The sequence below is a fragment of the Streptomyces sp. TRM68367 genome (assembly GCF_014495685.1).
GTDB lineage: Bacteria > Actinomycetota > Actinomycetes > Streptomycetales > Streptomycetaceae > Streptomyces.
The window spans coordinates 99028-112808 of record NZ_JACTVI010000005.1 but is presented as its reverse complement, the minus strand read 5'-3'; the positions used below and the strand labels follow the sequence as shown (position 1 = coordinate 112808).

Genomic DNA, 13781 nt, shown 5'->3' with positions numbered 1-13781 from the left:
CAACTACACCCACGTCCGGGGGCGGTAACGATTGGCACGTTCCACCAGGTCGATCCTCTCCTCGCCGCCCCGCGCGAGCCGGGCCAGCGTGCGGTACGAACGCTCAAGGCCGAACCGCAGGCCCCGCTCGTCCAGGCCGCTGCCGAGCAGCGTCCGCCCCCCGGCGGCGGGTGGTTCTGGGGCGGAACCCTGGCCACCGGAGAGTACCCAGTCCAGGGCGCAGCCGAGGACTTCGGCCGACAACTGCTCCCGCCGCGCCGGGTCCAGACCCACCGTTTCCAGCGCCTCGACCTGTCTCGCGGCGGCGGTCAGGTCCTCCAGGAACAGCGTGTCGCCGGCGGTGGCCGTGCGCTGCCGCAGCCGCGCCCGCACCGCCGCCACGCGCGCGGCCGTGTAGTGGATGGACGACTCCGGCACCGACTCCAGCGTCCCTACGGCGCCGCGCCGGTCGCCGGCCGCGAGCTGCACCCGGGCCAGGCCGAACGCGGCGCTCACATAGCTCGGGTCGGTCGCCCACACCAGGCGGTAGTACTCGGCGGCGTTGTCCAGCTGGCCCAGCACCTCCGCGCACAGGCCGAGGGCCAGCTTGGGCGCGACCTCGCCGGGGAAGGCGTCGTAGATCGCGTCGAAGGCGAGCGCCGCGCCCTCGTGGTCGCCGGTCACCAGCGCGGCCACGCCGCGGTACCACACCACCCGCCAGTCGTCGGGCCGCTCGCCCTCCAGCTCCGTCAGCGCACTGAGCGCGGTGTCCGGGCCGCCGGTCTCCAGCCGGGCCCGCACGTGCCGCAGCCGGGTCTCGACCGACTGCGCCGGGGCCGCCGCGAGGGCGCCGATCAGCTCGGCCGGCGCGGAGGTCATCAGGCCGGCCAGGAACCCCGCGTTGGGGTCGGACGGGTCGACGTGCGGGACGGGCAGGGCGAGCGCCGCCGCCGGGACGGCGAGGGACTTGACCAGGCTCGGGGTGCTGTTGCCCGCATGCGCGGCCACGAGCGCGGGCACCGTCGGGGCGCCGGACTGCTCCGCGGCCGCGGAGCCGGAGACGAGAGCGGCGGCGGAGAGCGGGGCGGAGGGAAGCGCCGCGGTGGAGTGCGGGGCGGAGGGAAGCGCCGCGGCGGTACGGCGCCTGGTGCGGACCGGCCGCGCACCCAGCCGTGACACCTCCCCGTCCAGCTTGGGGAACAACTCTGCGTCGGTGACCTTGAGTTCGGGACCGAACAGCGTGGACAGGGTGGGCCGGGCGCGGCCCGACTGTAGGGAGACCACCTCGCGCAGCACGCCCGTCAGCTGCTCGGCCATCTCCTGCGCCGAGGCGAACCGGCGCACCGGATCCGGGTCGGTCGCGCGGACCAGGAGGCGGTAGAACGACTCGTACTGCCGGAAGACCTCGATGCTGTCGGGGTCGGGCAGACAGTCCGCGTAGACGTTCGTGTAGCCCTGGAAGTCGAAGGTCAGCACGGCGAGCGTCCGGCCCACCGTGTACAGGTCGGACGCCACCGACGGGCCGAGCTCGGCGACCTCCGGCGCCTGGTAGCCGACCGTGCCGTAGATGGCCGACTCGTCGTCGTCCATCCGGCGCACCGCGCCCATGTCGATCAGCTTCAGCTGGTCCTCGGTCTGGATGGCGTTGTCGACCTTGAAGTCGCAGTACAGCAGGTTGCGGCTGTGCAGGTGGCCGAGCGCCTCCAGGGTCTCGATGCCGTACGCGCACGCCTGCTCCACCGGCAGCGGGTCCCGCCTGCCCTCCGGCGTGCGGCGGCCGTTGGCGATCTCCTTCAGGGACTTGCCGCCGACGTACTCCATGACGATGTAGCCGTCGAGGGAGCCGGTGCGCTGGTCGAGATGCTCCACGAAGTTGTAGATCCGCACGATGTTGGCGTGCTCGATCTCCGCGAGGAAGCGCCGCTCGGAGATCGCCGCCGCCATCGCGTCCTGGTCGCCGGTGTCCAGCAGGCCCTTCAGCACCACCCAGCGGTCGGAGACCGCCCGGTCCACGGCGAGGTAGATCCAGCCCAGGCCGCCGTGCGCCAGACAGCCCACCACCTCGTACTGACCGTGCACGACGTCGCCGGTCCTCAGCTTCGGGACGAAGGAGTACGGGTGCCCGCACTTGGTGCAGAAGCCCTCCGTGCGCCCCGGCCGGTCGCCGCGCGCCCGCCCGACCGGCGCCCCGCAGTCAGAGCGGGAGCAGAACCGCTTCCGCTCCGGCACCTGGGGGTTGTCCAGCACCATCTCGCGCGGATCGGGCCGCGGGATCGCGGGCACCTGCACCAGTCCCACGCCCAGTCGGCCGCGCCCGGAGGAGCCGGCCCCGGAACCCGAGCTGCGCACCGACACCAAGCGGCCCGTGGACTTGCCCGACAGCGAGCGCGACAGGCGTCCCGACACCGAGCGCCGCGACTTCGACGACTGCGACGACTGCGACGACGTACGCGAACTGCGGCTGCTGGAACGGGAACTGCCGCTGCCCGCCGAACCGCGCGAGCCGCCCTTGCCGCTTCCGGTGATGCCGGTCGGCGCCGAACCGACCATGTCCCTCGAAGACACGACCGGGGCCAGGCCGCAGGTGTCGCAGTACAGCTCGCCGCCGCCCACGTCCTCGTACGTCCCCTCGCAGCCCGGCCGCTGACACGACTGAGGTGCGGGACTCTCCGTCTGTCCCTGTGCCTGACTCATGACCACGCTGCCTCCCCCTTGTCGCTCATGCGCCGGGCCCCCTGACGTCCTCGGCGCCGCCCTGGCCGGGCACCCGCCGGCCGCTGCCGAGGAGTTCGGCCGCCGCCTGCTGGTAGCGCAGCACCGCCTGCTCGGCGACGCGCAGATCGCAGGGTGCGCTCCACAGCATGCGGCGGGCCTTCTCGTACCGCTCTACCAGCTCGGGTTCCTCCGCGAAGCCGTGCCGCGCGACCTTCGCCTTGTATGCGTCGAGGCGGCCGCGCAGCTCCGCGCGGACCGCGAGCGGCGCGGTGACCGCGGTCAACGACTCGCGGGCGCGCAGCAGTTCGTCCTCCGCCTTCTGCTCCAGCGACTCCAGCAGCGGCGAGAGGCGGTGCCACTGGGCCTGCCTGCGGTACTCGGCGGCCGTCGCCAGCTGCTCCTGCAGCACGGTCGGCGGCCCGCTGACGACCGGCACCTCCGTCGCGGCGATCTTCGCCAGGACCTCGCCGCGCGCGGTGCGCGCCTCGGCGAGCGTACGGTCCGCGCGCGAGAGCACGTCCCGCAGCTTCACGATCCGCTTCTCCGCGTCCTGACGGACCGTCAGCACGGCGTCGATCTCCCGGCGTACGTCCTCCAGGGCGCGCGCCTCCCGGTCGTACACCGTCGTGTCCGGCCGGCCGCCGCCCGGTGCCGAGCTGCCCTCGGCGGGGATCCAGAACGCCAGCGGGTCGGACACCACCTCCTCGCGCAGCTTCGTCAGCGTGCGCGTGATGCGCTCCAGGTCGTCGCCGGCCGGATGCTCGCCGGGGCGTACGCCCACGGAGTGCGCGAGCTTGCGGGTGCGCTGGAGTTCGGCGGCCAGCAGGTCGATGCGGGCGGGCAGCGCCGACCAGACCGCGTCGGCGGCGACGACCAGGTCCAGGCTCGTCGCGTACAACTCGTTCATCCGGTCGACCAGGGTGGCGAGCGAGTAACGCTCGCTGAGCCTGCTCGAAGTGCCATGCAGTGTTGGCGCGTTGGCGGTGGCGGTGACCGACCCCGCCACCATGACGGACTCGCCGCGCAGCAGCTCCGTCAGCTCCACCAGGTCCTCGCGGCTGGACCAGCGGCGGCGGGCCCGGATCTCCCGCGCGGTGCGCAGCGCGCCCGTGTACGCGTCGAAGTACGTCCACAGCAGCGTGATCGACGCCTCCGTGGACGTCCAGCGCTCCCGGGTGATGCCAGTGAGGCCGGCTCCTTCGAGGAGTCTGCGGCCCGCGTGGTCCTGCAGCGCGAGGAGCGAGGTCTCGATCGCCTCGTGCTCCGCGCCGAGCCGCGCCAGCGCACGGTCCACCTCGTCCCGGTCCATCACCGGCCCGGTGGGTCCCGTGACGCCCATCGATCACCTCTCGCTGCCGTGTCGCGTTCCGTCGGGGGGTTCGTTTCTGATGTTGCCCTGGTCTGTGCCGGTCATGTCGTGATCGTCGGTCAGCTCTTGCGGAGGTATTCCGGCGCGGGCGGCGCCGACCGGCTCGCGTCCCTGCCCAGGGTCGCCGACAGCCACCTGCCGTACGACGCCTGCCAGCCGTCGGCGGTGTCCCTGCGGTAGTCCACGAGGATCTGGTTGACCCGGCGCACCAGATCGTCGGCGTCCTTCTTCATCGCCACTCCGTAGTACTCGGTCGTGAACGCCGCTCCCTTGAGCTGGACCGTGGGGTCCTGCGCGGCCTGGCTCGCGGCGAGCGCGCCGTCGGTGACCACGGCGTCGGCCTCGCCGAGCTGGAGGCGCACCAGGCAGTCCAGCTGGTTGGGGACGGTGGCGGCGATGTCGGCGGAGGCCGGGAGCTTGCCGTCCTTCTGGTCCTGCTCCAGATTCGTGTACGCAGTCGAACCCGTCGCCGTGCAGATCCTCTTGTCGGCGAGCGTGCCGTCGTACCCCGTGACGGACGAGTCCTTGGGCGCCAGGACCTGCTGGCCCGTCCGGAAGTACGGCGCGGAGAAGGCGACCTGGCCCACGCGCTCGCAGTTGATCGTCATCGTGCGGACGACCATGTCGACCCGGCCGTCCTGGATCGCCGGGATGCGCTGGTCGGTGGGGATCGCCTTGAACTGCACCGCGTCCCGGTCGCCGAGTATGTCCTCGGCTATGCGGTGCACCAGGTCGATGTCGAAGCCCTCCAGCTCGCCGGACTTGCCGCTGTTGGGGTTGCGGTAGCCCCAGCGGTAGCTGTTCTGGTCGATGCCGACGACCAGCTTCCGCTTCCCGCCCTCGCGTTTCCTGATCGCCTCGATCGTGGGGCCGTCCGTGGGGGACGGGGACAGGGTCTGCTTCTCGGGGTCCGTGCAGTCCTCCGCGGCCCTGACCTGGCTGCCGTGCGCGACGCTCTCATCGCCCGCGCCTCCCGGACGGACGGTCGAGGGCTGCCCGGTCAGCGGCAGCAACAGCGCGAACACCGCCACCAGGGCGCAGACGACCGCCATCGCACCCACGCCGCCCCAGCCCTTCAGGCCGGCCCGCACGCGTCGTGCACGCATCACTACGCCGCCTTTCACCGGTGCTGTGTTCATCGCGTTCGGCGCGTTCATCGGTACTCCGAGAGCCTGCGGCCGATGCCGAGCACCGCGCCGGCGGCGCCCAGCACGGCGAGGACGGCGGCGCCGACGGGCAGGCCCGTCGTCGCGTCCCGGCCGTCGCCGGCCGCCTGCCTGAACTCGGTCTGCTCGTGGCCGATCGCGGTGGCGAGGTTGGCGTCGACGTTGTCGAAGCACTCGCCGGTCGCGCCCTTGGTGCCGATCACCTTGTCCAGGGCCGCCTGGTAGTCGCCGTTCTCGTCCTCGTCGCGGGCGGCGGCGTGGCGCTTCTTCCACTCCGTCATGTTCCCTACGGCCTCCGTGACGGGCTGCTCGCCCGTGCGGTCGTCGGCCAGTTGCCCGGCCCGGGTCAGGTCCTTGCCGAGGGCGTTCATCTCCTGCTGGAAGCTGTAGTCGTAGGCGTCGTACGTCCTGCCGCCCTCCTTCCGCGTCTCCGCGCCGCGGGCCACGAGGGTGAGGTTCTCGTTACCGCGGGCCTTGAGGGAGGCGATGCGGGCGTCGTGCAGGACGTTCAGCGAGCGGACGCCGTGGTCGTAGGAGTCGCCCAGGCCGGAGCGGGCGACCGTGTGGCCGACGACCAGCCAGAGGAGGACGACCGTGGCGCTGGCCGTGGCGGCGACCAGGCCGTGGTTCAGGACGCGGTTGGTGTGCAGATAGGTGCGGTGCTGGGCCCAGGCGAGGGCAGCGAGCGCGAGGACGCCGAGGGCGATGGCGGCCCAGGGGTACGCCGTCGCGTCCGCGTAGTCGTCCTCGAGGCGCTGGTTCTCCTTCGTGTAGAGGTCCTCCGCCGCCGGGAGCATGTCCTGCTGCATCTTCTCGTTGGCGTAGCGGAGGTAGGCGCCGCCGACGGGGAAGCCCTGGCGGTTGTAGGTACGGGCGCGCTCGATCAGGCCCTTGTACTCCGGGAGGAGCCGGTTGAGTTCGGCGATGGTCTCGGCGGACGGGGAGTCCGGGTCCGAGTTGGCCGCGGCGTTGATGATCTTGGCTGCGGCGGTGCGGATGTCCTTCTCGTAGCGCTCGCGGGACGCCGGGGTTTCCTGCCCGCCGACGAGGAAGCCGCTGGAGGCGGCGGTGTTGGCGTCGGCGAGGGAGCGGTAGATGTCGGCGGCGTCGGAGCTGAGGGGCTGGCTGCTGGTGAGGACGTCGTCGGCGGCGGAGGCGCGGTCGGTGGTCTGCCAGGCGGTGACGGCGCCGAAGGCAACGACGAGGAGGGCGAGGACGGCGCCGATGATGCGGAGCCGGCCGGGTTCTGTGGTCGCGGCGGTGCGGAGCTGGTCGAACCCTTCGGCGAAGGCAGTACGCCGGGCCGATGCCGGTGCCGGTGCCTCCGGCGGTGTGGCCGTGGCTGTGGGCAGGCCGGTGGGGCCTGGTGGTGCCGTGCTGCTCATCGGCGGTGGTGTCACTGCTGACCTCCCCCATGGTCATCCGTCGCCGCAAGTATCGCCGCCGGGACTGACATCCGCAGCGGCCTTCACTGGTTCTTGATCGGATCGCAGCGTGGTTGCCGGTTCGCCCGCACGCGTCCCACCCCTGCCCATGAATACGCCGGTAGCACGGGTTCGGTTCCCGGGGTGTGCGGTGGGTGGGTGGGTTGGTGCGGGTTGCGTTGTATGCCTGCGGCGCCTGCGCGGGTGGGGCGGGGTGCGCCGGGGGCTGGGGGCTCGCTTTCTGGAGGGCGCGGGCCGCACCGGCCCCGGCCCCTGTGTGCGTGCCGTGAGCGGGCGGGCGGCAATGCGAAGGCCCGGATCGTCGTCAGGCAGAGATGCCGTCGATCCGGGCCATGGCGTCTTCCGCGCCGTATGGCTGCAAGTACGGCAGCCAGCGCGGGTCCCTATGGCCGGTGCCGATGATGCGCCAGGCCAGGCCGGAGGGCGGGGCGGGTTTGTGGCGCAGGCGCCAGCCGAGTTCGACGAGGTGGCGGTCGGCCTTGACGTGGTTGCAGCGACGGCAGGAGGCCACCACGTTGTCCCAGACGTGCTTGCCACCGCGGGAGCGCGGAATGACGTGGTCGACGCTGGTTGCGACGCCACCGCAGTACATGCACCGGCCCCCGTCGCGCGCGAAGAGCGCCCGCCGGGTAAGAGGAACGGGCCCCCGATAGGGAACCCGGACGAATCGCTTGAGCCGGACCACGCTGGGTGCGGGGACAGTGACGGTTGCGCTGTGCAGATAGGCGCCGGACTCCTCAAGGCATACGGCCTTGTTCTCCAGGACGAGGACGAGCGCGCGGCGAAGCGGTACGACGCCGAGCGGCTCGTACGACGCGTTGAGGACCAGGACATGCGGCACGGATGCCTCCTTGTGCGTCGGCGGCGCGTGGCTCGCGCCGGGACGATCTGGTAGTCAGTCTCCCCTCATGCCTGGTGGAAGCGCCACCATGTCCCGGTAACGGGCTGGGAGTGTTTTCGACCACATCTGATTCTTCCCCCGGATCCTCAACGGTTCATCCCACCAGTTCATCCCCCGGTGGGCACTGTTTCTCCCCCGAACAACAGGGCGATCCCCACACGGTGCCCCCGTTAGTGTGGTGGACCTGCCCGTCCGGTGACCTTTCCGTGACCACGGAAACCGACCGCCGCGCCGGACCGGGCGGACCGCTGCACTGGAGGTACCTGCCGTGTCCCTGTCCGCCGTGTCCGCCGTGTCCGCTGTCCTGCTGGCCGCCGGTACGTCGCCGTCTCCGTCACCCTCGGAGTCGGAGATCCCGCAGGTGCCCACGTTCCAGGACGCCCAGGAGAGCGCCACGAACGCCGCCGGCTGGGTCGAGCAGAACTGGTCGACATGGCTCGCCATCGGCCTGCGGGTCATGCTGATCCTGGTGATCGCCGGGGTGCTGAGAGCGGTCGTGCGGCGGGCGATCACCAAGCTGATAGACCGCATGAACCGCACCGCGCACGCCGTCGACGGCACGGCGCTGGGCGGGCTGCTGGTCAACGTCGAGCGCCGCCGGCAGCGCTCGCAGGCCATCGGCTCAGTGCTGCGTTCGGTGGCGAGCTTCGCGATCATGGGCACGGCCGCGCTGATGATCCTGTCCGCGTTCCAGATCAACCTGGCCCCGCTGCTGGCCTCGGCCGGTGTCGCCGGCGTGGCGATCGGCTTCGGCGCCCGCAACCTCGTCACGGACTTCCTCTCCGGCGTCTTCATGATCCTGGAGGACCAGTACGGCGTCGGCGACAGCATCGACGCGGGCGTCGCGTCGGGCGAGGTGATCGAGGTCGGCCTGCGCGTGACCAAGCTGCGCGGCGAGAACGGCGCCATCTGGTACGTCCGCAACGGCGAGGTCAAGCGGATCGGCAACCTCTCGCAGGGCTGGTCGACGGCCCACGTGGAGGTGAGTCTGCGCCCCTCGGAGGACCTGGACCGGATCAGGGCGATCCTCGTCGAGACCGGCGCCACCATGACGGAGGACGAGCCGTGGAACGAGACGCTGTGGGGCCCGGTCGAGGTGCTGGGCCTGGACTCCGTGCTGCAGGACGCGATGATCATGCACGTCTCGGCGAAGACGATGCCCGGCAAGGCCCTGTCGGTGGAGCGCGAACTGCGCTGGCGCATCAAGCGCGCCCTCGACGCGGCCGACATCCCCATCGTCGGCGGTCTCCCGGTCCCGGCGGACGAGGCGGAGTCCGCCGACCCGGCGGCGGGCGTGGCGGCCCCGTCGGCCTACGCCAGCAGCACGTCCCCGCAGTCGGTCGCGGCCTCGCCGCTCACGCCGCCGGCGAACGTGACCAAGTAGCTCCCACTCCGCACATCCCCGCCCCCGCAGGTTGCCGCGGGGGCCCGGGGACCTGCCCGTCCGTGCCGCTCAGGCGTACCGCAGCTCCGCCGGACGCCCCGAGCGGCCGGCCCGCGCCCGGGCCGCGCGCGGTCGTCCCCGGCCAGCAGCAACGGCAGCGCGACGTTGTCGAGCGCGGTCAGCTCGGGAATCAGCTGACCGAACTGGAAGACCACACCGAACTCGGTACGGCGCAGCTCGCTCAGCCGCTTCTCGTGCAGTGTGTCCAGCCGCTGCCCGGCATACGTCACCGCCCCCGCGTCGGGTCTGACGATCCCCGCCAGGCAGTGCAGCAGCGTGGACTTCCCGCTGCCGCTGCCGCTGCCGCTGTCGCTGGCGCCGGTGACGGCGAGGATCTCGCCCCCGTGCAGCTCGACGCAGGCGCCGCGCAGGGCGGGTGTCCTGCCGTGCGCCTTGGCGAGATCACGGGCCGTCAGGAGTGGCGCTGGGTTGCTCATGCTGCGTCGACCTCCGCGGCCAGGGTGGTCAGCCGGGCCGCCGTCGTGGTCATCCAGCGGAGGTCGGCGTCGAGATGGTTGAGGGCGAAGTCCGCCGAGAGCACGGTCGCCAGGTCCGCGCCCTTCGCGGACTTCATCGCCGTGAGCTCCCGCATCCGCTCCATGTGCGCGGCACGCTGGGCCGTGAGGTAGGCGGCCGGGTCTCCGTCGGCCAGGATCGAGACGACGACCTTGGCGAAGATCTCGTTCGTCACGAAGGGCGCGGACGCGGCGATCTCACCGGCCCACCGGGCCAGTTCGCGCGCCCCCTCGGCGGTCGAGCGGTACGTCGTCCGCTCCGGCCCGCCGTCCGAGTCGGTGCCCTCGACCTCCGCCAGGCCGTCCCGGACCAGGCGCTGCAGGGTCGTGTAGACCTGCCCGTAGGCCAGCGGACGGGCCTGCGGGAAGCGTTCGTCGTGGCGCCGTTTGAGGTCGTAGCCATGGCTCGGCCCCGAGGCGAGCAGGCCCAGGAGGATGCGGCGGGTGCTCATGGGATCAGTACGCACTGAGTACATGTACTGAGTGAATAGTCAGGGACAGGGAGCGCCGGGGAACGTGTCGACGCGCTTGGTCGTTGTGTCGTAAATACCCGGTCCTGGCGGTTGGGTGAGCCAGCAGAATGTGACCAGTACCACGTAGTTCGCCTGTGCACGTCTGCCCTCGCGTCCGCTGGGTAGGGCTGCGGTGACCCACAAGTAGCCGTACTCGACAAGGAGGCCCTAGTGGCTGCACCGGCACATCTTCTGCTCCCTACCCTGTCCAAACCCTCGGCGGAGTCGTCCGCCGAACCCGACCTGGCGCAGGCGTGCGTCCTGAGCGCCGAGGGAGCCTGCGCCGAAGCACCCCTGACCAGTGAACCGCCCCTGCCCGACGCCGCCCCCCTCACCAGCGAGCCGCCGCTCGCCGACGCCGCCCCGCTGACCAGCGAGTCCGACGCCTACGCCGACCCATCCGGCCTGGACTCCTGCCCCGACTTCTTCCCGGAGAGCGGCATGGACTCGTCGTACCCGGACCTGTTCCGCCAGGATCTCTACCGCCCAGCGCCCTAGATGCCCGCCCGGAGTCTTGGATGACCGCGCCCCAGCCGGCCGAGCCGCCCCCGAGTTCGCCACAGGACCTGCCCGAGGACCTGTCCCGGCTCGCCGGCCTGTGCGGCGTCGCCACCTCCTACAGCCCGTCTCAGGACCGTACGGTCACCGCCTCGGTCACCGCCGTCACCCTGGCGCTGGCCGCCCTGGGGGTCGCGGCCGGCCCGGAGGCGGTGCGTGCCGCGCTCGCCGCGCGCGAGCGGGAGCTGCGGGAGCGGCTGCTGCCGCCGACGGTGGTGCGCTGGGGCGGTCGTACGCCCGGCGCGCTGGCCGCGCTGCCCGAGGGCACCCGGCTGCGCGTCGAGACCGAACAGGGCGAGACCCGCGCCGACCTGGGACAACTCCCGCCCGGCGTCCACCGGTTGACGGCCGCCGCCCCCGACGGGCGCACCGCCGAGGCCCACCTCGTGGTCGCCCCGGCCCGGCTGCCCACGCCGCGCGGGCGCTCGTACGGCCTCCTCGTCCAGCTCTACTCCCTGCTCTCACGCCGCTCCTGGGGCATGGGCGACCTCGGTGACCTCGCCGAGCTCACGAGCTGGGCCGGGCGGGCGCTCGGCGCCGGGTTCGTCCAGGTCAACCCGCTGCACGCGGCCGTGCCCGGCGCCCCCACCGACCCCTCCCCCTACCGGCCCTCCTCCCGCCGCTTCCCCGACCCCGTCCACCTGCGCGTGCAGGACATCCCCGAGTTCGCGTACGTCGAGGACCGTGAGCGGGTGCGGGCCCTGCTGGAGCGGGCGGGCCGGCTGCGCGGGGCGGTGCTGGAGAAGGACGCGCTGATCGACCGGGACGCGGTGTGGGAGGTCAAGCGGGAGGCGCTGGAGCTGCTGCGGGACGTGCCGCTCGGTCCGGGCAGACGCGCCGCGTACGCCGACTTCCTCGCCGAGCAGGGGCAGGCGCTGGAGGACCACGCCACCTGGTGCGCGCTCGCCGAGGTGCACGGCTCCGACTGGCACCGGTGGCCGGTCGGCCTGCGCGATCCCGGATCGCCGGAGACCGCCCGGGCCCGCACCGACCTGATGGACCGGATCGACTTCCACTGCCGCCTGGCCTGGCTCACCGACGCCCAGCTCACCGACGCCCAGCGGGCCGCGCGCGAGGCCGGGATGCCGGTCGGGATCGTGCACGACCTCGCGGTCGGCGTGCACCCCGGGGGCGCCGACGCCTGGGCGCAGCAGGAGTACCTCGCCGCCGGCATGTCGGTGGGCGCCCCGCCGGACGCCTTCAACGCGCGCGGCCAGGACTGGGGCCTGCCGCCCTGGCGCCCGGACCGGCTCGCCGCCTCCGGCTACGCGCCGTACCGTCAGCTGCTGCGGGCCCTGTTCCGCTCCGCCGGCGCGCTGCGCATCGATCACGTGATGGGCCTGTTCCGGCTGTGGTGGGTGCCGCAGGGCCACCCACCCACAGAGGGCACGTACGTCCGCTACGACGCCGACGCCATGCTCGCGATCCTGGCCCTGGAGGCCTCGCGGGCCGGGGCGATGGTGATCGGCGAGGACCTGGGCACCGTCGGGCCCGGCGTGCGCGAGACGCTGCGCGAGCGCGGGGTGCTCGGCACGTCGGTGCTGTGGTTCGAACGGGACTGGGAGGGCGACGGCCGGCCCCTGCCACCCGAGCGCTGGCGCGCCGACTGCCTGGCCACCGCCACCACCCACGACCTGCCGCCCACCGCCGCCCGTCTCACCGGCGAACACGTCGACCTCCGCGCCGGTCTCGGCCTGCTCACCCGCCCGCTGGAGGAGGAGCGCCAGGAGGCTGCCGCCGACACGGGGGAGTGGCTCGAACTCCTTTCCCGGCTCGGGCTGCTCCAGGGCACCGGCGGCACGGATCCCTCCTCCGAGGAGGCCGAGATCCAGGCGGTCCACCGCTTCCTGCTGCACACTCCTGCCCGCATGATCGGCATCTGGCTCCCGGACGGCGTCGGCGACCGCCGCCCGCAGAACCTGCCGGGGACGTGGGACCAGTACCCGAACTGGCGGCTGCCGATCGCGGACGGGGCGGGGAGGCCGGTGACGCTGGAGCAGCTGGCGGCCTCGCCGCGGCTGCACGCGCTGATCGACGCGGTGCGGGAGCGCCGGTCGGACTGACGTACTCCTGAGGCGGGCCCCGGCTTCTAGGGCACCCCGGCCGCGCGCTCCCTCCCGGCGTTCGATACTTTTGGCCCCGTGGACAAGAAGAACGCCCTGCGCGCCGGCGCCCTGGCCGCCGGTACGACGCTGATGATGCTGCTCATGTCGTCCCCCGCGTTCGCGCTCACCCGCGACGACGGCGACGACCCCGGCAAGGGCCTGAGCGTCATCGAGACGCTGGGTCTGTTCGTCGTGACCCCGATCGCGCTGTTCGTGGTCATCGCCGGCCTGGTGATGATCGGGGACAAGTCGCACAAGGAGAAGGACACGACCAGCTCCAACATCACGACCAAGGCCAAGGCGAAGGCCTGACGCAGGGCGCCGCCCCGCACCTTTCCAGAGGGCGCCGTCTCCGGCGTACGTACGGCTGTGTACGCGTACGTACGCCGGAGGCGGCGCTCTTCGTGTTGCCGAGACCTACGGGTGCGGCGCGGTCAGGTACCGCTGCACCGTCGGGCCCAGCCACGCCACGACCTCCTCGCGGCTCAGCGCCACGGCCGGCGGGAACCGCAGGACGTACCGGGTGAGCGCCAGCCCGAGCAACTGCGTCGCGGTGAGCGCGGCGCGGGCGGGGGCCTGCTCGGGGTCCGGGCACACCTGGCGCACGACCGGCAGCAGCTGGTCGCGGAAGATGCCCCGCGAACGCTCGGTCCCGGCCTGGTTGGTGACGCCGACCCGGAGCAGGGCAGTGAGCACCTCGTTGCCCTCCCACATGTCGAGGAAGTGCGACACCAGGGTCTGTCCGGCCTCGTCCCGGTGCAGCGCTCCCAGGTCGGGCAGCTTCAGGTCGACGGCGACGGCCGCCGCGAAGAGGCCCTCCTTGCTGCCGTAGTAGCGCATCACCATCGACGGGTCGATGCTCGCGTCCTTGGCGATGGCGCGGATGGTGGCGCGGTCGTAGCCGTCGGCGGCGAAGCGCTCGCGGGCTGCCTCGAGGATGGCGGCGCGGGTGGTGTCGGAGCGGCGGGGTGCGGGGGGTCTGTTGTCGAGCACGCCAACGAATGTAGGCCAACAGGCGTAGGCCAACAAGTGTTGACGTCTGCGGAGGTGCGCTCCTACGGTGGCCAACGAG

12 protein-coding genes are annotated in these 13781 nt (G+C 72.5%); 4 read left to right on the top strand and 8 right to left on the bottom strand.

All coding sequences use genetic code 11. The features are described 5' to 3' along the window. Nucleotides 1–3 precede the first annotated feature (3 nt). The 5 genes from H8R17_RS05745 to H8R17_RS05725 form a co-directional block, all read right to left on the bottom strand. Nucleotides 4–2673, bottom strand: a complete 2670-nt coding sequence (locus H8R17_RS05745; RefSeq protein ID WP_187822030.1) for a serine/threonine-protein kinase — start codon at nucleotides 2671–2673, stop codon at nucleotides 4–6. 25 nt (nucleotides 2674–2698) lie between these two features. Further along, nucleotides 2699–4033, bottom strand: coding sequence for a hypothetical protein (locus tag H8R17_RS05740; protein WP_187822029.1), 1335 nt, complete (start codon nucleotides 4031–4033; stop codon nucleotides 2699–2701). A gap of 89 nt (nucleotides 4034–4122) precedes the next feature. After that, nucleotides 4123–5169 carry a glutamate ABC transporter substrate-binding protein gene (locus tag H8R17_RS05735; RefSeq protein WP_187822028.1) on the bottom strand — a complete coding sequence of 349 codons (1047 nt, stop codon included), beginning with the start codon at nucleotides 5167–5169 and terminating at the stop codon, nucleotides 4123–4125. Nucleotides 5170–5216: 47 nt separating this feature from the next. Then, nucleotides 5217–6614 (bottom strand): hypothetical protein, encoded by a 1398-nt coding sequence (locus tag H8R17_RS05730; protein WP_187822027.1) that lies wholly within the window; start codon nucleotides 6612–6614, stop codon nucleotides 5217–5219. Between the two features lie 364 nt (nucleotides 6615–6978). Continuing rightward, nucleotides 6979–7515, bottom strand: a complete 537-nt coding sequence (locus H8R17_RS05725; RefSeq protein WP_187822026.1) for an HNH endonuclease — start codon at nucleotides 7513–7515, stop codon at nucleotides 6979–6981. Nucleotides 7516–7843: 328 nt separating this feature from the next. On the opposite strand from H8R17_RS05725, the gene H8R17_RS05720 reads away from it, so the two are divergent. Beyond that, a complete protein-coding gene (locus H8R17_RS05720) occupies nucleotides 7844–8959 on the top strand; it encodes a mechanosensitive ion channel family protein (protein ID WP_316959320.1) in 1116 nt (371 codons plus the stop codon). Here H8R17_RS05720 and H8R17_RS05715 read toward each other — a convergent pair. After that, nucleotides 8887–9456, bottom strand: coding sequence for an ATP-binding cassette domain-containing protein (locus tag H8R17_RS05715; RefSeq protein ID WP_262505043.1), 570 nt, complete (start codon nucleotides 9454–9456; stop codon nucleotides 8887–8889). The genes H8R17_RS05720 and H8R17_RS05715 overlap by 73 nt on opposite strands. After that, entirely contained in the window at nucleotides 9453–9986 is a 534-nt protein-coding gene (locus H8R17_RS05710) for a PadR family transcriptional regulator (protein ID WP_187822025.1), read from the bottom strand. Before H8R17_RS05710 ends, H8R17_RS05715 begins: the two co-directional genes overlap by 4 nt. A gap of 231 nt (nucleotides 9987–10217) precedes the next feature. On the opposite strand from H8R17_RS05710, the gene H8R17_RS05705 reads away from it, so the two are divergent. From H8R17_RS05705 to H8R17_RS05695, 3 genes are all read left to right on the top strand, one after another. Then, on the top strand, nucleotides 10218–10544 hold the full coding sequence (locus H8R17_RS05705) for a hypothetical protein (protein WP_316959319.1): 327 nt from the start codon (nucleotides 10218–10220) through the stop codon (nucleotides 10542–10544). A 20-nt stretch (nucleotides 10545–10564) separates the two neighbouring features. Beyond that, a complete protein-coding gene (gene malQ / locus H8R17_RS05700) occupies nucleotides 10565–12667 on the top strand; it encodes a 4-alpha-glucanotransferase (RefSeq protein WP_187822024.1) in 2103 nt (700 codons plus the stop codon). A 78-nt stretch (nucleotides 12668–12745) separates the two neighbouring features. Next, nucleotides 12746–13021 (top strand): hypothetical protein, encoded by a 276-nt coding sequence (locus H8R17_RS05695; protein WP_187822023.1) that lies wholly within the window; start codon nucleotides 12746–12748, stop codon nucleotides 13019–13021. 105 nt (nucleotides 13022–13126) lie between these two features. Here H8R17_RS05695 and H8R17_RS05690 read toward each other — a convergent pair whose 3' ends face one another. After that, a complete protein-coding gene (locus H8R17_RS05690; protein ID WP_187822022.1) occupies nucleotides 13127–13702 on the bottom strand; it encodes a TetR family transcriptional regulator in 576 nt (191 codons plus the stop codon). Nucleotides 13703–13781: the final 79 nt, after the last annotated feature.

Coding starts and splice junctions, on each gene's coding strand:
- H8R17_RS05745 (WP_187822030.1), bottom strand. CDS start 2,673: ATGAGTCAGGCACAGGGACAGACGGAGAGTCCCGCACCTCAGTCGTGT.
- H8R17_RS05740 (WP_187822029.1), bottom strand. CDS start 4,033: ATGGGCGTCACGGGACCCACCGGGCCGGTGATGGACCGGGACGAGGTG.
- H8R17_RS05735 (WP_187822028.1), bottom strand. CDS start 5,169: ATGCGTGCACGACGCGTGCGGGCCGGCCTGAAGGGCTGGGGCGGCGTG.
- H8R17_RS05730 (WP_187822027.1), bottom strand. CDS start 6,614: ATGAGCAGCACGGCACCACCAGGCCCCACCGGCCTGCCCACAGCCACG.
- H8R17_RS05715 (WP_262505043.1), bottom strand. CDS start 9,456: ATGAGCAACCCAGCGCCACTCCTGACGGCCCGTGATCTCGCCAAGGCG.
- H8R17_RS05710 (WP_187822025.1), bottom strand. CDS start 9,986: ATGAGCACCCGCCGCATCCTCCTGGGCCTGCTCGCCTCGGGGCCGAGC.
- malQ (WP_187822024.1), top strand. CDS start 10,565: ATGACCGCGCCCCAGCCGGCCGAGCCGCCCCCGAGTTCGCCACAGGAC.